Here is a 20811-nt window from a genome sequence, read left to right as displayed (position 1 = left end):
TGCGTCGTCAGAAACGAAGAAGGCATAAAAAGATCCGCCGAAACGTGTCCTGTCCTCCTTCGCTAAGTGTCTCAACAGGGCTGTCCAAGGATGTCTTCATGGCCGATATTATGTCGAACGTCCACGATCACGCGCGCACAGCACACCCCATGTTCAGCGAAAAGGGCGACTCTCTAAGAACGGCTCCCTTCGCACCGCAGAATCCTCTCGCAAGACAAAAAATCTCCCTCCGTTCGAGGGAGCCTCGGACGGGGAATAACACTCTTATCAACAACATAGCCATTGACTGTATCAGCTGTGAGACAGTCCTGACGTTCCTGTACACAGAAACGTGAACTCTCTCATTCATGTGTTGGCTCAGCCGCCCCTGTCCTGAAAAGGAATGCACATCATGGGCATTCCGTGCGCGTGGGCTTTGCCTGCCAGTCGAGAGTGCACCTGCAAACGTGTCGAGAGAAAGACAGGATGCAACATAGCAAAACCGGGGCGTGGTCATGGCTGACCGCTGTCCTGCTGGGCCTGATAGGCCTGTATCTTTTCCTAGGAGGAGCCTATCTGCTCATCCTCGGCGGCTCATTGTTCTACGTGCTGGCAGGTCTCGTCCTGCTGGCTGTCGTGGTAAGCGGCTTTCGCGGCCCACGCACGGCCATGCGTCTTTATGCTGGTCTGCTGCTGGTTGCCACCATCTGGTCGGTGGTCGAAAGCGGCTTCGATATCTGGGGGCTTGAAGTCCGCCTGCTCACACTGGTGGGTATTGGTGCGTGGCTGCTGATCCCCGGCGTCTGGCGCACCGGTGCGGGCTGGCTGTCCGACAAGCGCGAAGTGCTTGGATCGCTTGCCGTTGCGGGCATCGTGCTGGTGATTGGCGCCTGCACATCCCACTCCATCGAAGGCACCGTGCCGGCTGATCGCATGGCGGCTGCCACGCCCGATCTGCACGATGACCAGCCGGCAGGTGACTGGCGCTATTACGGGCGCAATGCACAGGGTGAACGCTACACGCCTCTCGGCCAGATAACACCCGCAAACATCGGCAAGCTGAAGCGTGCATGGGTCACCGAGACAGGCGACACACAGCAGGCTGGCGAAGCTGTCGTTGCCGGTCCGGATGCCGGCCACGAGTTCAACCTTGAACTCACCCCGATCAAGGTCGGCGACACGCTTTACATGTGCACGCCCCATAGCTGGGTGATGGCCATGGACGCCGCCACCGGCAAGATCAAATGGAAATACGATCCGCATCCGGCCAAGGCCGATCTGGATACAAACGTCTATCTCGCCTGCCGCGGCGTGTCCTACTACCGCATTCCTGACGAAATCCAGACGTCCTGCCGCGAGCGTATCTATTCGCCGGTGGCAGACGCCCGGATCGTGGCTGTCAACGCGCAGACAGGACAACCTTGTGACGACTTCGGTGACCACGGCTTCATTTCCATGCGTGAATACATGGGCAATGTGCCGCTGGGCTTTCACTTCATCACCTCTCCCCCGCTGGTCATGAAAAACCGCCTCATCACGGGTGGATGGATCTTCGACAACCAGGCCAACTTCGAACCGTCCGGTGCCGTGCGTGCCTTTGACGCCACCACGGGAAAAATCGCCTGGGCGTGGGATGCAGGCCACAATCCTGAGACATGGACCCCGGGTCCGGGCGATACCCTCACCCGTGACACACCCAACGCATGGGGTGTCTACACCGCCGATCCCGATCTTGGACTGGCCTATATTGGCACCGGCAATGCTCCGCCGGACAACTGGGGCGGCTCTCGTCGTCCGTTCGATGACGCCACTTCCAGCTCCACAGTGGCTCTCGACATCGTAACCGGTGAGCGCCGCTGGCTTTACCAGACGGTCCATCACGATCTGTGGGACATGGATCTGCCCTCAGGCCCCTCCATGGTCGATCTGCCCGGTCCCGATGGCCAAACCATCCCGGCCCTCGTGCAGAGCACCAAGCGTGGCGAGTTCTTCGTACTGGATCGTCGCACTGGCCAGCCCGTTCCCGGCTATCCGGTCGAGGAACGCCCTGTTCCGACGGCAGGCCATGCTCCGGATGACCGCGTCTCCCCGACGCAGCCCTATCCGGCCGCCATGCCGAGCCTGACACCCAAGAACCTCAAAGAAAACGACATGTGGGGCGCCACGCTGCTCGATCAGATGCTGTGCCGCATCGAGTATCGTCAGTCGGCTTATGATGGGCAGTTCACTCCGCCGCATGTCGGCAAGACCACCATCGTCTATCCGGCGTTCTACGGCGTGGTGGACTGGCAGGGCATCACCATCGACCCAGCCCGCAAGCTGATGTTTGCCAATGCGAGCTACCTGCCGTTCCGTATCAAGCTCGACCACCGCAATAGGCTGGAAGAGGAAGGCACGCTGCCGATGTGGCAGGGTCAGGGCAACGAGCCAACGCCGAAAGGCAACGCGCTTGCCATCTCGCCTGACTACGGCACACCGTATGTGGCCTACACCAACCCGTGGCTGAACCCGCTACAGATCCCCTGCAAAGGACCGGTCTGGGGAACGCTCACGGCCATCGATCTCGTGACCAAGAAGATCGTCTGGCAGCACCCTGTCGGCACGACGCGGGACACCGGGCCTTTCCGGACCCACAACAACCTTCCGCTGCCGACCGGCATGTATAACATCGGCGGCAATATCGTCACGAAGGGCGGCGTGGTGTTCATGGGAGCCACGGCGGATGACTATCTCCGCGCGTTCGATGTGGCGACGGGTAACGTCATCTGGCGTGACCGTCTGCCCGCAGGCGGACAGGCGACCCCGATGTCCTATGACGTTGGCGGCAAGCAGTATGTTCTGATTGCTGCAGGTGGCCATGGTGGACTTGGCACCCGCTCGGGTGACTACATCATCGCCTACACGCTCGACGGTGAGCAGGGCACACCAGCCCACTGACACGGACAGTCCGGGCGGACCACAACGCGTCCGCCCGGCGTTCTTCTTCAACATGATTTTCCATTAATCGAACGGCGGTCCCTTGGGGCCGACGCGTTCCCCTGATCGTGGATCACATCCCATGCACCTGACGGATAGCGCGGAGTGGCGGCGACTTGCAGTACGTTTCGGCCTGCCACTGCTCTCATTGATTGGCAGCACTCCCTCTCGCGCCGCCGATGTCACGCTCGCGATCATCGGTCCGCACGAGTATGACCTGCCCGTAGATTTCAAACCCTTCAACGTGCTGGTCCAGTACGGAGACGGAAACGCCGCCGGCAGCTATTACAACAGCAGCGGCCAGCGGAAACCCGGACAGGGTAGCCATACATGGGCGGGCATGACGAAATACGTCCATTTCCGCACGTTCGAAGCCATTCCCCATGTCGGTTTCGCGTTCGAGCTTATCCAGAGCGAAAGCTACAGTCTGGCGAACGGCACCAACTCCGGCGGATTAGGCCCCACGATCGTAGGCCCGGCCGCGTGGTTCAAACCCAACTCCCACAGCACCTTCGGTTTCCAGACCTTCATGCAGACCAACTCCGGAACCCGTGAGGGGCTGACTCCGGGTTATTGGTCGAACATCTCCAGCTTCATCTTCGACTACGAATGGAAGCATTTCAGTTTCGACGGAGATGCTGGCACTGTGACCGGCTCCACCAAACACAAGAAGGGCCAGAATCCTTCGTTTCCGGGCGTAGTGTTCTACACAAATCTGCGTTTCAGCTGGAAAGCCACAAAACTGATCGAACCGTTTCTTGCCTTCGACTGGCAGAACGTCACCGGCACGCATGATTTCACGCTCCATCGTGACATCTCGGATTCAAACAGTCGTGAAGCCACCATGGGCCTTGGCGTCATGTTCAATATCGCACCCGATCTCAGTTTTACGGCCCGCTACAGCCATTCCGTCGATGGTCGGAACGTCCCCGAAAGCAACGCCTACTACGTGAAGTTCGTTTATCTCTGGCAGTAACGCCCGGCTTCCTCTCCAGATGACAATTTTCTGATATAACATTCATTCCGAATAGCTATAAATCAGAACCATGGCGTAACCCCGCAAGAACGAGACAGGGAAAGGCAGAAGGAGACGGATGAGCAACGCAGCCGACGAACGATCCGGAGATGCTTTTTCCCGCACGTCATCGAAGGAAATTGCGCGCTCATGGGAACGCTGCGAAACGGCCTACGGTCTTGATCCATCCTGCTCATGGACCGCCGATGTTCTTTCAGGCGCCGAATTTCGTCGCGCCCGCACTCATTCCAGCCTCATGCTCCGCGCCGCCATCCCAGAAATGCGCCATCTTTTCGGACTGGTGCAGGGATTAGGCCTGATGGTGTTGCTGGCCGACCCCGAGGCTGTTCTGCTCGCGCGGTGTATCGACGAAGTCCATCTGCCAGCCTGTCGCCGCCTGTGTCTGCGGGCTGGAGCCGTATGGGACGAATCAGTGGCTGGCACCAATGGGGTTGGTACCGCCCTGCGTGATCGCTGCCCCATCGCCCTGACGCAAGGCGACCACTGGCGTTTCTGTTTTTCTCTGCTGGAAAGCTATGCCGTCCCTGTCTTCGACGCACAGGGCAAAGTGGCAGGGGCACTTAACGTCGCCACCTTCAGCCAGCAGAGCACGCGTCCCCTCGCCTCTCTCATGATGGAAACTGTCCAGCAATCTGGGCGACGGATTGAGGAACAGCTTTTCCGTGTCTGCCATACCGGTCAGCGCATTCTCTCTCTTGGGCCTGCCGAAGGCAGTTCCACTCCACTGGTGGCCATCAACGAAAGCGGTGAGGTCATGGGCGCCACACACGCTGCCCGTCTTTTTGTCGGCTGGACCGATGAGATGCTCGACAATCGCGTCAATCTATTGGGCGAGCTGGAAACCGGACGTGAAATGAGCTTCCGCCACGCCGAACAGAATGTCATCCGCACAGCCCTTGCGGCCGAGGGTGGCAATGCTTCCGCAGCCGCCCGAAGGCTTGGGATCAGCCGCGCTACGCTTTATCGGAAGATGAAAAACATAGATTTATGACGAAATTAATAAATAAATAAATAAAAATTACACATTAATACTAATATTTTACATTTATCTTCTTCGCGCAAAATAATCACATTTCCCGCACGAGCAATGCAATTTTTACCACAAAATCGATTTTTCGATATAAAAAATATTTATTAACCATTTCGTGACATATCAATATTCATTCCGGATATCGTTTCATTATGGGACGTGCGGAGTCTGTTCTAACCACACTCCTGAGCGGCATGACTGACACCACGCTTTCTTCTGGCACCACCTCCAGCGGCATTACGATTGCCTCTGGGGATACCCTGACTGTCACAGCGGGTGCCTCACTCGTGGACGCGACACTTGCGGAAGGTGCGGTAATTTCGCTTGGAGGTACCGCCAGCAACACATCAGTTGGCAGCAACGCCAGCATGGAGGTGCTTTCAGGAGGTGTCACCAGCGGTGCGTCCGTGGCGGTAGATGGCCTGATTGCTGTCTCATCCGGAGGCCTCATGCAGGGCACGGTCCTGACGAGCGCGGCACCAGCACACCTTAATGACTATGCTTCCGCAGTAATCTCTGCAGGTGGATCGGGTTCCGGCACCATCATTCTTTATGATGGAGGCGAGAGCGTCTATGGCACGGAAACTGACGACATAATCGGTGGTGATCCATTCGCGACTTCTTATCAGTCCGATTCGATCGTGGAAGCAGACGTCCAGATTGTCTTTTCCGGGGGGCGTTCAATCCATCCCACGGTCAATGCCGATGGTGTGATCTTCGCAGAACAAGGCGGAACTGTCATTTCGGCCGTTCTTTGCTCCAGTGCCTCGCTAAAAACCTCTGCAGGAGGTGTTGTCTCCAACACGGTCCTGGATAGTGGCGCCAGAGAAATCGTATGTGGTTCATCAATAGCCACGACCGTACATGATGGCTTTCAGGCCATTGATAGCGGTGGCATCGCCACGTTCGCAGTGATTGATTCCCTTGGCACGCAATGCATCGGCTCTGGTGGAACGGCCAGCAACACATCGGTCCTTTCTGGTGGGGCGGTTTTCGTCAGCGCTGGAGGCGCCCTCACATCCGCCACCCTGTCGGAGGGCACACTCACAGATGAAGGTGCGGCGTCATTTCTCACACAAACCAGCGGAATAACCCTTGTCAGCGGGGCAAACGCAACTCTCCAAAGCGCCACATTACAAAGCGGAAGCCTGCTGAGCCTCACCGATCACGCAAGCGCCACACACGTTACACTCGACAGCGGCAATGCCACAGTCACGGATAATGCCCTTCTGTCCTCCGCCACTATCGGTGCGCATGGATCGGCCATCATTACCTCAGCCGGCACGCTTCTCTCCGGCACAGTATTCAACGGCGGCCAATTAAGCGTTCTGGCCAGTGGCGTTGCCAGCGGGACAACGGTCAACAATGGCGGCGCAATCCAGATTGCGTCAGGGGGGCTGGCGTATGATACACACCTCCTGACGAAGTCGGCAATTATTGGCAATGGCGGTTCGGCCTTTGCCACATACGTCGATGAAAACTCAATAATCTCCGTCACATCAGGTGGTTTTGGATCAGACCTGACGCTTGAAGACAACGCCAATGTGAATGTCTATCAAGGCGGAAAACTCAGTAATGTAACAGTAAACAATGGATGGCTAGCTCTATACGCTGGTGGAGAAGCTGATTTCGTCACCATAAATTCCTGCAATCTGCAATCTTCTGTCACGTATGGAAGTTTCAAGATTCAGGGACTAGGTGCCTATGTCGTAGGCACAGTGCGAAATGCCACCATCAATTCAGGTGGCCTTCTTACTCTAATGTCCTCGGCAACCGCTGGAAGCGGTGTCAATATCACTGTAAACTCCGGCGGACTTCTGCGCGATTACTATAATGGTCATGCGATTGACGCCGTTCTTGAAAGTGGCGGCACAGAACTCATCTCCGGCCTCGGCTACAGCACCGCAACCATCGTCAACAATGGCGCGGTCCAATCCGTCACAACAGGCGGCATATCCATTTCCGCGCAGGTACAATCAGGGGGGCTTCTGTCGGCTGCCGGAAAATCGGCTCAGGCCAAGAACACGACTGTTGTCAGCGGAGGCACCCTTACGCTCTCGAATGGCGCGGTTGGGATCAATGATACTGTCTCTGGTGGGTCCGCAATTGTTTACAGTGGCGGTACACTGAGCGGAGCGACCCTGTCGGCAGGTGATGTGACTCTCAGCGGCGGCGCGCTTACTGGAGGCAATTTTCAGTCTGGTACCACTCTTACATTACTCAACAACGCAAACGCCACTTCCCTTAGCGCCACCAGCGCCATGGTGAATGCCGCTTCAGGAACAACTCTGGGTCTCACAACGGTTTCCGCAGGTAGCCTGCAGGTCAGCGGTACGCTCTCCGGTGGTACACTTACCAGCACCACCCTTTCGCTGGCATCAGGTGCCACAGCGCGCTCGGCTATACTTGCCGGAACCACACTGAACATGGCTTCCGGCGCCAGCGCATCGGGTCTTACCCTGACAGATGGCACATCCGTTGCCCTTGCCCCAGGCAACATTTTCGTCAGCGGTATTGTGGAACAGGGGGGTGCGCTTGCCATCGCCTCTGGCGCGGCCGCCTCCGCCCTGACCGTAAATGATGGCACACTCAACATTTCCTCTGGTGGCACAGTCAACTCCGCTCTTCTTGACGGAGGAAATACCGTTATCTCTTCAGGTGCCAGCCTGATTAGCGGCACTGTTCTCGATAACGGAAATCTGACGATACAGTCAGGTGCCATCACATCGGGTCTCACGCTCTCTGGTGGATATGCCTACCTTGAATCCGGCGCGCAGTTGTCCGGTGCAGCGCTGTCTGGAGGCAACACTACATTGCAGAGTGGTGCACTCCTTATCAGTGCGACACTGGAAAACACCGGCATCGTCACAGTCCAATCCGCGGCTTCTGCCAGTGATGTAAACATAACCGGTGGGCGTCTTCTCGTTGAAAGTGGTGGACAGACTGATCACGCATCTGTCGCCGCCAATGGCACTCTTTATGTCAGTGGCGGCGGCGCCACCTCGACCCTTGTGTCTGGTGGCAGCCTGAGCATTGATGCCGATGGCAGTGCCGCCAACACCACTGTTGTCGATGGTGGCCAGCTTACCGTTGGCGATCCTTCGACCAGCACAGACACCATAGTCTCATCAGGCGGAACGCTGGTTGTGGATTCCAGCGGTGTCGCTTCCAACACAACGGTTCTCACTGATGGAACCCTGATTGTAAGTTCCGGCAGTCTCGCAGATACCACGACCCTGACAGGCGGCTCTGCTTTCATCACAGGCGGTGGCGCCCAGTTACAGACTGCCACTCTGAGCGATAACGCCACACTGACTGTTACGGATCATGCCGCCGCCACGAATGTAGCGGTTGAAAGCGGTCTGGTCGACGTGACCTCGGCCGGCTCCCTTGACGCTGCAAATGTAGACAGTGGAGGCACGATTTCCGCCACGAATGGAGCCATCCTCTCTGGCATTACAGTCAGCGGTGGAAAGTTGGAGATCGACAGTGGCAGCGTGGTCAGCGCTCTCTTCGCAAGAGATGGTGCTGCTGTACATATGGTCGGAGGAACCGTCGTTTTCGCCACCATCTCCAATGCTGGTCTTGAGATCACCAATGGCAGCATGGCCAATGATGTCAGCGTTCTGGAAAGCAGCGTCTTTGTCGTAGGAAGTAACTCCATCAGCACGGATGCTCTCATCTCATCCGGCGGAACTGCTTCTCTCAGTGGCGGTACAGGCAGCCGAACTCAGCTCTTTTCCTCTGGCAGAGAAATCGTTTCTTCCGACGGTCGAGAAATCTCGGGAGTGGTCAACAACGGTGGAACGCTCGAGGTGCTTGACGGCGGTACGGCACAGCAAATCATCGTGTCGAGTGGAGGACAGGTGGACGTGGAGGGTGGCATGCTGGAAAGCGCCACCTTGTCATCCGGAAGCACACAAAACGTATCGCTCGGCGCAACGGTAGAAGCGACAACCGTAAAGAATGGTGCTGCTGAAAACATATTATCCGGTGCTATAGAGTCCGGCGGCACGGTTGAGAGCGGCGGCTCTCTGAACCTTGCATCCGGCGGTAGCGGCACAGACATCAATCTGCTCTCTGGCGGCGTCATCAGTGTCGTAGATGGTGCAGAACTGAGCGATGTTACCTTTGCCTCCGGAGGCACCATTGATCTCGACAGTGAATACTGGTCTGCGCAGGATGACGATCGTCCGACCTTTATCGTTGATTCCACAGGATCAGCCACTCTCAGTGCAACAGAAAACGGGCATGATTACCTCTTCACGCTCATCGGAGATTATACCGGACTGACCGTAGAACGGCAGAAGGACGAGGACGGAACTGTCGAACTGGTCATGACTGGAGACGGTGCGGCCTGCTACTGTCAAGGAACGCTCATCCGCACGCCAGAGGGCGAACGTCCTGTCGAAAGTCTTCGCATCGGAGATAGGGTGGTCACATACCAAGGTGAACATCGGGCGATCCTATGGATTGGTCGTCGAAACCACCCGGCAGATCTGGTTACAAACAATCTCATGATTGCTCCGGTCACATTCCGTGCCGGATCTCTTGGCAATGATCTTCCCTTGCGGGATCTAAAAGTCTCTCCGCTTCATTCCATGTATATCGAGAATGTTCTGGTTCCAGCCTCTGCCCTGGTAAATGGCCAGACCATACTTCAGTCTGGGGTTGGCGAAGATATCGAATATTTTCATATCGAGCTGGAAACACACGATATCATCTTCGCGGAAAACGCTCCGTCGGAAACATTCCTCGATACTCAAAGCCGTGGCATGTTCCACAATGCCGAGGAATTTTACCGGCTTTATCCACACCTTTCCCGTGTCCCGGCATGCTTCTGCGCACCACGCATTGAGCATGGTCCGGAGTTGGAGCGCATTCGACAAAATCTGGCACGACCAGCCTCTTGTTCACCAACGCTTCATCCCGGCCATGTGGATGAACACGCGAACGGATATATCCGCGGCTGGGCACGTGCCGATCATCCAGATGCCACACAGGCCACCCTCGTGCTGATGGAACGCAATGTTCCGATTGCCCTGTTTCATGCGATGCTCCCTCGTCCGGATGTCATCGCAGCCGGAATTCACGGCTTTGGCTTCGAGGAAAATATTTCTCACCTCCTCGATTTCCATCTTTCTCACGAACTCGAACTGCGTCTTGCTTCGGATCGCACGCTGCTTGCAGGATGTCCGCTCGTCATTGAAGCAACCGCTCCCGCCCAAGCGGAGCAGCCAACGTCTCCATTGCAAGGGCATGTAGACATGGCCTCACACACACATCTCAGAGGCTGGGCCTGTAATGATGGACTGGATCCTGCTCCTGTTGAACTGGAGATTTCCGTCAACAACTATCCCGTGATCCGGACGCTCGCTAATGTCCTGCGCCCCGATCTTCAGCGCAAGCGCATTGGAAGCGGCTGGCATGGGTTTGACCTTCGTTTTCCCTCACCACTTGAGGCTTCACAACGGCATATCGTACGCGTCTGTCGTGTCTCCGATGGCAAAGAACTGCCCGGATCACCGGTTATTCTTGAACCCATCACCCACTTCGAGAAGGAAATCACCGCTCTGTTCGAACAGGCCAGAGAAACACTCGCCTACAGACAAGATCGCGCTCGTCTCATGAATATTCTTGGTGAACAGATGCACCTTCTTGTCGCACGCGATGCTGAAGACACTCGGCAGTCATTCAAAGAGCGTGATCAACAGGCCCGGCGAGCAGGCACATCCGCCCCTCTCCCACGTCGTTCTTTACTTTTACTTGTGGAACAGCTTTCCGACATTTTGTCAGAGAGAAACGGTATCCTTCGGCATCTGCTTACGATTCAGGATCTCGGTTTCAGAGTCACGGTCGTAACAATTAATCGTGCAGATGACGATGACAGAATAATCGAATATCTTTCGGAAAACGGTCTTTCAATCGATCTGCCATTCCATATTTTTGGCATCGAAAATTTTCTGCGCCAACATGGAAAAGATTTTGAAGTCATACTGACAAAAGGCATGAACATGGCTGTCCGCTATGTACCTTTGATCCGAAGTGATTTCCCCTCTATACGGATCCTTATTCTTTCGGATGGTCTTTCTCCCGCTCACGACAGCAGGAAAAAACACGTTGCCGAAATTTCCACGGTCTTTCTGGTTGATGGTGTTGTGACATCCTCAAAAACTGAAAGTCAGTTTTTGCAGCAAGTCGTTCCGGGAACACCAGTTTTCAACATACCCCTTATACAAGCATCAACTACCCAACCAAAGCGGGGCTTCGATCGACGTGCTGGCCTTCTGGTTATTGATGAAGCTTGTTCACCTCTTTCCCTGTCATCTTTCCTCTCAGCACTGACGGTCGATTGTTCTGATATAAAAATATCTTTCGATGTCATGGAAGTGCCTTATCCCCGAGCTGTAATTGCGGCACAAACCTCTGACGCCCTCCCCTTCCTCGCCGCAGGCGTGCCAGTTTTATTCGCACATAGTCGCGAACAGAATACCCCTTCATATATCCCCGTTTTATCCGAGATTCTGCCCTCTGAATCCTTAAACATATTGAGAAATATACTAACGAAACGGAATGCCTATTATCGCGCAGCACGCCATACACGTGATTGGCACGATGCAATGTGTGGAAAACTGCAAAAAAATTGGAGAAATGCGCTCAATATGCGACCAACAATCCCCTCCTCACATGAAGAAGAAAGCTCTCAAAGCAGAGGTCATAATAATACTTCTTCAAAATCATCTCTTCTGATGTGAATATTCACTTACATAGACGACGCCTCGTCCGCTCCTTCGCTTCCCTCAATGTTGAATGAAAAGAAGTCTTATCCACTAGTGCAGCAACACCTCGATACACACCACCAAAACCCATGAAAATCGTATGATCGAACCAGGCTCAGGGCTCATTTTTTGAGATAGAAGATGAAGCTTGCTGCAACATGATTTGCGGACATGAATGTATGGGGTCAGCGGTGAAAGCCGTTACCGGTTGACGCGCCATGCGGGAAAGATCGGTTAAATTCCAGCAGGAAGGGTCACAACCGCAGCACGCCTGTAACCAAGGTCGTCGTCATGCCCCCAATCCAGATTTTTCCATCTTCCTGATCGACATGCACGCGTCCAGTGCGACTGAGGCAGGTGCCCTGACTGGCGATATAATGATCAGGCGCAAGCCTCGCGCCAATGAGCCACTGCGCCAAGCCGGCATTCAAACTTCCGGTGACGGGATCTTCGTTCACCCCACAACTCATGGCGAAAGCGCGCACCTCGAACTGCGCCTGCGTGCCATCCCGCACGGTATCCCATGGCCCAATAACGCCAATACTCAGATCTAACAGAGCGGCGTAATCTGGCTCGAGCGCCAGAATCTCTTTCCGTGACCCAAGCATAACGGACAGCCATCCGGGACCATTGTCAGTCCATGCCGCAGCCCGAATGGATGAGGACGAAATCTTCAACCCACCTGCTACACGGCGCAGCAGAGAGGGTTCCACCGGTCCAGATCGTTGCAGCGCGGGCGCTGCAAAAGCAAAATAGCCGTTGCGAGAACGAACCGGAACAAGGCCTAGGCCGCATTCCTGTATAATTGTATCCCCGCGTGGCTGACCGCCTGCCGCCAACCAGGCATGACAGCTACCCAGAGTTGGATGGCCGGCAAACGGCAACTCGATTTGAGGTGTAAAAATACGGACCCTGTAGTCTGCATCTGGAGTGGTTGGCCGGAGCAGAAATGTTGTTTCGCTTAGATTCGTCCAGTTGGCAAAAGCTGCCATCTGCTCTGTGGTCAGAGCATCTGCTCCAATAACCACTGCAACCGGATTGCCTTTGGCCGGTTCGGAAGAAAATACGTCAATCTGTTGAAACTGGAATTCAGCCATGGATGTCTGCTCGTCCGCAGGTGTTAAGTATTCTGCTAGGGGCGTGACGAAGTGCGTAAAGGCCGCGCCGAATTACCAGCCACGGTTGCACCAGAGACCACATCATGCGTGACGACACTTCCTGCGCCGATAATGGCATTATCTCCGATTGTGATACCGGGCAGAATGATGGCCCCGCCGCCGATCCAGACATTTTTGCCGATGGTAATGGGGCGGCCAGATTCCAGCATTTTCTGACGCAATGCAGGATCTCGCGGGTGATCGGCGGTCAGCATCTGAACGGCGGGACCAATCTGTGTGCCGTCCCCGATCTTGATAGGCACCACATCAAGCACGATGCAGTTGAAATTCAGAAACACATTGTGTCCCAAGAAGATATTATAACCGTAATCGCAGTGGAAAGGCGGGCGGATACAGGCATTTTCTCCCACTGCTCCCAACCGCTCAGACAGAGATCCCTCAAGTTTGTTGTAACGGGCAAGCCATTCAGCACATTGCGCCATATCGTGCTGCAATTCGGGATCGCGGGCGACATACAGATCGCCAGCCAGCATTTTCTGTTTTTCACTGCGATGAGACATCATGTCAGATCATGCAGCGCCTTGCCGAGAGGCGGGGTGAGATGCCAATCCGAAAAACGGACTTTGAGGCCTTCCCGCTCCGGTGTGCAGCACATAGGGCCGACCAGATAGGACGCCGCTTTGGGAAAAGGTGCCAGCCGCACAAGCGGCCAGATCTTGCCATCACCAGACACCTGAAGCCGAAGCACGCCATCGGCTACAGTCGCCCGCATCCAGAAGTCTTTTGGCTCGCCTTCATAAGGGGCGGTCGCCCAATCCGAACGGCCGTCGGTGAGAACACTACTGAGCATCGCGCGCCCGTCCGAGAGTTCAATCCCGGCTTTGATCCAGTGCTTCTCGTCAATACGGACCATGAGACCGGCCTGATCGTACAGTTTCTCATATTCAGCACGAATACGAAGCTGCGCTGTAAAACGTGACGGCGCATGGATACCGTAAAAATGGCCACTGTCGCGGGTGAATCCATAAAAGGTCTCGCGCCAGAAATCGGAACCCTTGTCCGTTGTCACCTCAAGGGCATCGGCAGTGATCGCGCTCTCATGCGGCTTGTTGAGCCAGACCCCGCCCTGCCAGGGATCGAGATCGCTGGCGTGCACTTTGCCGCCTAAAGCCATACTACCACCGACCGCCGCACCCGCTGCAATCACTGTGCGTCTCGTCATGCCGTGGCCACCGTTCTTTTCGCCATTCTCGCTCACTGCTAACATCCCGCACCGTTAAAATACTTTTCTTGTGTACAGACGTACACATGGCGCAAGGCTAAACCTCCTTCCTCATGACAAGCAACCCTCCCGCGATCCGTCGCTTTGACCCTGATCGGAAACAGCGCATCATCAACGCTGCTCTCGATGTGATCGTGGAGTATGGCGTGCAGGGCACGACGCACCGCCGTGTAGCCAAGACAGCAGGCGTGCCGCTTGGCTCGATGACGTATCATTTTGACGGAATGGATGACCTGCTTCATCAAGCTTTCAAGCAGGTGGCTGTCGCCAGTTCATCCGAGTTTGTTAGAAGGTTGGCCAAAGCCGGAGATCGGGAAGAAGCGGTACAGGCAATTGTCGATATCATCGCCGGAAACATCTGGTCCACGCCACGAACGCTGCTGTTGAGCTATGAACTATATGCGTTTGCAGCCCGCAAGCCGGAACTGGCGGCCATCATGCGGGAGTGGATGCAGGCCAGTCGGGCGGCGCTGGGGCGTTTCTTCGATACTCTGACCTGTCGAGCGCTCGATGCTCTGGTCGAGGGAATGGGAATCCATAATTCTGTAGATCGCTCACCGCTGGATCGTGTGGAAGTAGAGGATATCGTTCGTCGTATATGTGGCCAACAATAAAGAGATAATTAGGGTGACGTTCTGAAATCGATACGGAGAAATATCGGCGTCTGTCGGGACGAAGAAAATTTGCAAAAGCAAATGTGTCCCTTGCGCTATTGCAAGCCAATTGCGCGCTTGGCTAACAGAAAATAGTCGTTGTCACTCCTACGCGGATAGTTACACCCTGAGCGAATGAGGCCGCTTTTTACGGCGGCCCTAACGTCAGCTATGTGCCCTCTCTACAAATCCCTCACTCGACCCCGAGATATTTCTTCACAGCGGGCAAACCGGGGGCGCCATCGGCTGTTGTCACGCCGTCGAGCCATTTATCCAGCACACCGGAATTAGCTTTCAGCCAATCCTTCGTCGCCTTGGGTGCTGGAATCCGGTCGTCGCCAATGGCTTTCATCATCTCGTTCTCTGCGGGGATGGTGAAGGCCATCTGCTTGAACAGCTTTCCGACATTGGGACACGCCTCCACATAACCTTTGCGCGTCACGGTATGAACGGATGCGGCCGCACCGAAATCCTTCTCTCCCCCGGTCAGATAGGTGATCTTGAAGCGCATGTTCATTGGATGCGGCTCCCAGGCAAGAAAAACGATGGGTTTATGTGCCCCAATCGCCCGCGTCACCTGTGACAGCATGCCCTGTTCACTACTCTCATTGAGATGGAACTTGCCCAGCCCGAACTGATTTTCTTTGATCAGTTTGAGAATGATCTGATTTCCGTCATTACCCGACTCAATCCCGTAGATGGTGTAATTGAGTTTCGGTCCCCATGCGGCAATGTCCTTGAAATCCTTCAGTCCCTCCTGCGACACATAATCCGGCACACCCAGCGTATAATGAGCGCCGTCAAGATTGGTCGCAATCCGCTCAATGCGTCCACGCTTCATATACGGTCCAATGACCGACTCACCCGAAGGCTCCCAATCGCTGGGAAAAACATCGATCCTGTTATTTTCCATGGAAAGATAAGCCACGGACAACGTAACCAGTGTCGTTTTGGGTGTGTAACCCAATGCCGTGAGGATGTTCGATGTTACCCCGATGGTGGCGGCGGCATCGCTCCAGCCGACATCTCCAATCCTCACGACATCGCAGGAGGCGGGATCAGCAGCTCTTGCAGAGAATGTTCCAAACGAGAGTCCCACAAGAGCAGCAGCGGCGAAAAATCTTGCTTTCATCGAAAGAGATATCCTTTCACGTGAGACCGGCCTACACATCGCAACATAGTGTGCGTCATAACATTACGATACCGGAATTATTGTAACGACATACAACCCCATGTGCGACGTAAGCCCATTGGCGTTCACAATAACGTCAGGACCAACCCTGACGGCTCTCCGCTCTCCTCAACAGACACGGAAATTCTTTTTTATCTCGAGTCCTTCACGCACTGCGCGGCGTACCCGTGATGGCTCCCAGCATGTCCGCGTCATCACACAGACCAACAATCTGTCCGCTATCGGCAATCAATACGGGTGCATTACTGTGCTGACGCAGAACAGCCACCGTGTTGAGCGTCACACTTGAAGATGTGCAGCAGATGTGACCTGAGCGGAGATCCAACCCAGTCAGATCGTCTCCTTCCACCTGCTCCATGGCCACCTCCAACCCGTCCGAACGGCTGACCACACCCGTTGCCGGATTCAGCACATACAGACCGCGCTCATCGAGAACGATATTGCCATTTGCAGTCCTGCCACACATATCGAGTGGCCGCATGACACTTGCCGCCGTTAGCAGCGGCAATGGATTCATATGCCGCACGAAGTCCCGCACATAGTCACTGACCGGAGCGGATACGATGTCTTTCGGAGCACCAATCTGGATGATGCGTCCTTCCCGCATGATGGCAATGTGGCTGCCGATCCGAAATGCCTCATCAATATCATGACTGACAAAAACTATTGTCTTTTTCAGACGCTTTTGCAGATCGAGAAGCTCATCCTGAAGTTTGCGCCGGATCAGGGGGTCGAGAGCGGAGAACGGCTCATCCATGAGCAGAATGTCAGCGTCCGTCGCAAAAGCCCGGGCCAGCCCGACACGCTGCTGCATGCCGCCAGATAGCTCCGAGACATACGAATCTGCCCAACGTGACAGCCCAACAAGTTCAAGCTTTTCATCAGCGACTTTCCGACGTGCCGTGGGCGTCATGCCACGCAATTCCAGCCCGAACGCCACATTTTCCCGCACCGTACGCCATGGTAACAGTCCGAACTGCTGAAACACCATCGCCACCCGCGTTCGCCGCATCTCACGCAGCGTATCGTCGTCACAATTGGCGATATCAACATGCGCCGCCCCATTGCCGATTTCGACACTGCCCCGCGTCACCCGATTGAGACGGTTCGCCGCCCGCAACAGCGTGGACTTTCCAGAACCGGAAAGACCCATCAGCACACTGATCTCACCGCGCTGAACCTCCAGCGTTGCACCAGCCACACCGACAGTCACACCCAGTTCAGACGCAATCTCCTCACGCGTACCTCCCGCATCGAGTCTACGAATAGCCTCGGAAATCGCTCCAGATGCATTGGTACGATGAAAGAGAATATCGACGTTGCGAAAGGCGAGCGCGGTGTTGAGTTCCGGGTTGTCCATCGGCTCCCTCCTTTCTCAATGCTTGGCGCTGTGACGACACAGACGATCGAGAATGATCGCCACAAGCACGATGGCCAATCCGGACTCGAAACCCGTGTCGATCTGGACCGTATTGAGCGCTCGCACCACGGGCACCCCCAAACCGCCAGCTCCCACAAGAGCCGCGATGACCACCATAGAGAGGCTGAGCATGATGCACTGGCTCATCCCTTCACGGATCATGGGAAGCGCCGAGGGTATTTCCACTTTCCACAGACGTTGCCGTGCCGTTGCGCCAAAAGCGTCTCCCGCTTCCAGCAAGGCCTGAGGAACCGAGGAAATACCGAGTTGCGTCATACGGATCGGCGCGGGGATGGCAAAAACAATTGTCGAGATCATGCCCGGAACCGTCCCCAGACCGAAAAGAATAAGAGTGGGAATAAGATAAACAAAAGTCGGCAATGTCTGCATGAGATCAAGCATGGGATGTAGCGTCCGTGCCAGCCACGGGCGATGCGCCGAAGCAATACCGATCGGTACCCCGATGATCATACAGGCCACCGTGGAGAAAAAGATGAGCGTCAACGTCGCCATCGTATCCTGCCAGTAGCCCTGATTGATGATGAACAGCAGGCCAAGAACCATGAGCAGCACAGGGGAAAGAGCCCGTTTCCATACCCACACTCCCACCGCCAACACCGCTACAAGCAGCAATGATGGAATCGAAAGCATAAAGCTCGTGACACCATCCGTACAGAACGAGATCGCATCGCTCAGGGCGTTGAAACCGCCCTGCCAGTGATCGCGAATCCAATCCACGCCGGAAGACGCCCAGTCACCAACAGGGATTTTATGGGAAGTGATCCAGTCTTCCAGGCCGTTCATCGCTTTCCCTTCATGCCTTCGAAACCACGGTTTCCGAAAGAAACACTCCGCACGGCGCAGCGTCCGTCAGACAGACGCCTGCGCTGGCTCGCCTGTGGGCGACAGCATCACAGCGCACACCTTATCATTGCGTTCAGGCAACAGAAGCAATTGTCCCCTTCCGACGCAAGCTTGCATGGTTCCGCCTCAGCAACGGCTTTCATTCCATTCCACGGGAATCTGCCCCATTGAACAGGCAATCAATCTTTCTGGATAAATGCCCGAATCCGGGCCGTGAATATAAAATTTCCTTCAATTCCATGGAAACAATCAGTTTTTTATGAACCCACGAAAAGCATGGACTTTTAATTTCGATATCAACATAAAATAGGCATTGAACGACCATTCAAACTCACTGGAGTCCTGCCTGTGCAGTCTCCCAACCCCGCTTCGTCTCCCCGTCTTGATTACGAACGACGCCAGAATTTCATTGCAGCCACGATGTCCATCCTGGCCGAGCATGGTTATGTGGGAACGACCCTTGCCCGCATCGCGGAACGCGCAGAGATCTCACCCAGTCTTCTCGTCCACTATTTCGGCGATAAAGACAGTCTTCTCGGAGCCGCTTTCTGGTCGCTCTCGGAATCCCTATGGCGGGAAATCCTCCGGCGCTTCGCGACGGCACGGGATTCTCGCGCACGCCTGCAGGCCATCATCGATTCCCTTCTGGCACCAGAGCAGTTCCGTCAACGTGAAGGCGCGGTGTGGCTTTCGTTCTGGGGACAGGTGCCCTACACCCCGACTCTCAAACGTATCCAGCACATCTACCAGCGTCGCATGCTCTCAAATCTCTCTTACGATCTGAGAGCGCTTGTCCCCGCCCAAGAGGTGCGCCCCCTTGCCACCGCCATTGCCTCCCTGATCGACGGCACATGGCTGCGAGCCGCTCTTTCCGAGTGGCAGGAGGCCAACAGCACGGCAGCCCGCACACAGGTCACAGCCTTTCTCGACAGTCAGATCGCGCGACACGCCCTGACCGATCTTTCTCCAGTCCCCATTCCGCAAACGAGAACAGACATGAAAACATGCCACAACTGGATCGACGGCCAGTTCGTAACCACCAACGGCCCCCGTTTCGAGACACGCAATCCCGCAACTGGAGAGTTGCTCGCTGAAGTCGAGACTGCTGGAGAAAGCGAACACACCGCCGCCATTGCCAGCGCCCGGCGTGGCCAGAAAATCTGGTCACGCATGACCGGCACCGAACGCGGGCGCGTTCTGCACAAGGCGGCCGAACTGCTGCGTCGTGACAATGCCGAACTCGCCCATCTGGAAACACTCGACACCGGCAAACCGATTGCCGAGACGTCCACCGTGGACATCCTCTCGGGAGCGGACGCGCTGGAATATTTCGGTTCACAGGCGTCCTCACTTGCCGGAGAATCTGTCGATCTCGGCCCCGAGGCTTTCGGCTACACGCGCCGGGAACCTCTGGGCATCACGGCGGGTATCGGCGCATGGAATTACCCCATCCAGATTGCTTGCTGGAAATCCGCTCCCGCTCTTGCCTGCGGCAATGCCATGATTTTCAAAAGCTCCGAAATGACACCGCTGACAGCAGTGCGTCTGGCCGCCATCTACAAAGAGGCCGGCCTGCCCGATGGCGTCTTCAACGTGCTGCACGGCGCGGGTGATGTTGGAAAACGCCTTTGTGCTGAACCTGAAATCCGCAAGATCAGTCTGACTGGCTCAGTGCCCACCGGCATTGCCGTCATGCGGGAAGCGGCGAACACACTGAAATATGTCACACTGGAATTGGGTGGGAAATCGCCTCTCATCATCTTCGACGATGCCGAGGTCAACAATGCCGTATCCGCCGCTCTTCTAGGAAATTTCTATTCTGGAGGAGAAATATGCTCAAACGGCACTCGTGTTTTCGTGCAGTCCGGTATCCGCGAACGCTTTTTGGCGGAACTCAAACGACGGGTGGAGGCCATGCGCATCGGCGATCCGCTTGCGCGCGATACGGATATAGGCGCGCTCATAAGCACATCCCATCTGGAAAAAGTCCTGTCCTATGTAAAAAGCGCCATCAATGAAGGCGCAACTCTCCTTACTGGCGGCCAGCGTCGGACGGACGGCATGTTCGCCCATGGCGCCTTCATGCAACCGACCGTATTCATAAACTGCCGCGACGACATGAAAATCGCCCGCGAGGAAGTTTTCGGTCCTGTCATGACTGTCCTCGACTTCACCGATGAGGAAGAAGTAATTGCACGGGCCAATGCCACCGAATTCGGTCTGGCGGCCGGTGTCTTCACCTCCAATCTTGCTCGTGGACACCGTGTCGTAGCGGCACTGGAAGCTGGCACCTGCTGGATCAATCAGTACAACATAACGCCCATAGAACTTCCCTTCGGTGGCTACAAGAAATCCGGTCTCGGGCGCGAAAACGGCCGTGCTGCTCTTGAGCATTACACACAGATCAAGACCGTCTACGTCGCGCTCGGCGACGTGGAAGCCCCCTACTGAACCCCCGAAAATGAGGGCTGCCCGCATGCAG

The 20811-nt window shown here is 55.5% G+C and carries 12 protein-coding genes; 6 read left to right on the top strand and 6 right to left on the bottom strand.

Annotated elements, in window-relative coordinates; genetic code table 11:
* Nucleotides 1-465 precede the first annotated feature (465 nt).
* The 4 genes from KUA11_RS16630 (at nt 466) to KUA11_RS16615 (ending at nt 11776) form a co-directional block, all read left to right on the top strand.
* Nucleotides 466-2916, top strand: coding sequence for a membrane-bound PQQ-dependent dehydrogenase, glucose/quinate/shikimate family (locus tag KUA11_RS16630; RefSeq protein ID WP_217412114.1), 2451 nt, complete (start codon nt 466-468; stop codon nt 2914-2916).
* A gap of 121 nt (nt 2917-3037) precedes the next feature.
* Nucleotides 3038-3931, top strand: coding sequence for a transporter (locus KUA11_RS16625; RefSeq protein WP_217412112.1), 894 nt, complete (start codon nt 3038-3040; stop codon nt 3929-3931).
* Nucleotides 3932-4049: 118 nt separating this feature from the next.
* Nucleotides 4050-4982: a helix-turn-helix domain-containing protein gene (locus KUA11_RS16620; protein ID WP_217412110.1), complete on the top strand. Its 933-nt coding sequence runs from the start codon at nt 4050-4052 to the stop codon at nt 4980-4982.
* 488 nt (nt 4983-5470) lie between these two features.
* Nucleotides 5471-11776: a Hint domain-containing protein gene (locus KUA11_RS16615; protein ID WP_217412108.1), complete on the top strand. Its 6306-nt coding sequence runs from the start codon at nt 5471-5473 to the stop codon at nt 11774-11776.
* A 278-nt stretch (nt 11777-12054) separates the two neighbouring features.
* Here the strand turns inward: KUA11_RS16615 and KUA11_RS16610 are convergent, their stop codons facing one another.
* The 3 genes from KUA11_RS16610 to KUA11_RS16600 are packed head-to-tail and all read right to left on the bottom strand — an operon-like array spanning nt 12055 to nt 14185.
* Nucleotides 12055-12897 (bottom strand): PhzF family phenazine biosynthesis protein, encoded by an 843-nt coding sequence (locus tag KUA11_RS16610; protein ID WP_217412106.1) that lies wholly within the window; start codon nt 12895-12897, stop codon nt 12055-12057.
* 35 nt (nt 12898-12932) lie between these two features.
* On the bottom strand, nt 12933-13481 hold the full coding sequence (locus KUA11_RS16605) for a sugar O-acetyltransferase (protein WP_217412104.1): 549 nt from the start codon (nt 13479-13481) through the stop codon (nt 12933-12935).
* Nucleotides 13478-14185 (bottom strand): DUF1349 domain-containing protein, encoded by a 708-nt coding sequence (locus tag KUA11_RS16600; RefSeq protein ID WP_217412102.1) that lies wholly within the window; start codon nt 14183-14185, stop codon nt 13478-13480. The genes KUA11_RS16605 and KUA11_RS16600 overlap by 4 nt, the downstream gene beginning before the upstream one ends.
* Nucleotides 14186-14253: 68 nt before the next feature.
* Here KUA11_RS16600 and KUA11_RS16595 point away from each other — a divergent pair, with 68 nt between their 5' ends.
* Entirely contained in the window at nt 14254-14814 is a 561-nt protein-coding gene (locus KUA11_RS16595) for a TetR/AcrR family transcriptional regulator (protein ID WP_217412100.1), read from the top strand.
* A 232-nt stretch (nt 14815-15046) separates the two neighbouring features.
* Here KUA11_RS16595 and KUA11_RS16590 read toward each other — a convergent pair whose 3' ends face one another.
* The 3 genes from KUA11_RS16590 to choW form a co-directional block, all read right to left on the bottom strand.
* On the bottom strand, nt 15047-15985 hold the full coding sequence (locus KUA11_RS16590; RefSeq protein ID WP_217412098.1) for a glycine betaine ABC transporter substrate-binding protein: 939 nt from the start codon (nt 15983-15985) through the stop codon (nt 15047-15049).
* Between the two features lie 205 nt (nt 15986-16190).
* Entirely contained in the window at nt 16191-17405 is a 1215-nt protein-coding gene (gene choV, locus KUA11_RS16585) for a choline ABC transporter ATP-binding protein (RefSeq protein WP_217412096.1), read from the bottom strand.
* Between the two features lie 15 nt (nt 17406-17420).
* Complete coding sequence (gene choW / locus KUA11_RS16580) at nt 17421-18269, bottom strand: choline ABC transporter permease subunit (RefSeq protein ID WP_217412094.1); 849 nt, start codon at nt 18267-18269, stop codon at nt 17421-17423.
* 408 nt (nt 18270-18677) lie between these two features.
* Here choW and betB point away from each other — a divergent pair, with 408 nt between their 5' ends.
* A complete protein-coding gene (gene betB / locus KUA11_RS16575) occupies nt 18678-20780 on the top strand; it encodes a betaine-aldehyde dehydrogenase (RefSeq protein WP_368041051.1) in 2103 nt (700 codons plus the stop codon).
* The last annotated feature ends 31 nt before the right edge of the window (nt 20781-20811 follow it).

Source organism: Acetobacter estunensis, from assembly GCF_019083805.1.
GTDB classification, from domain to species: Bacteria; Pseudomonadota; Alphaproteobacteria; order Acetobacterales; family Acetobacteraceae; genus Acetobacter; species Acetobacter estunensis_A.
Note: the sequence above shows the minus strand (reverse complement) of the source record. Positions and strands in the feature narration are given on the sequence as shown.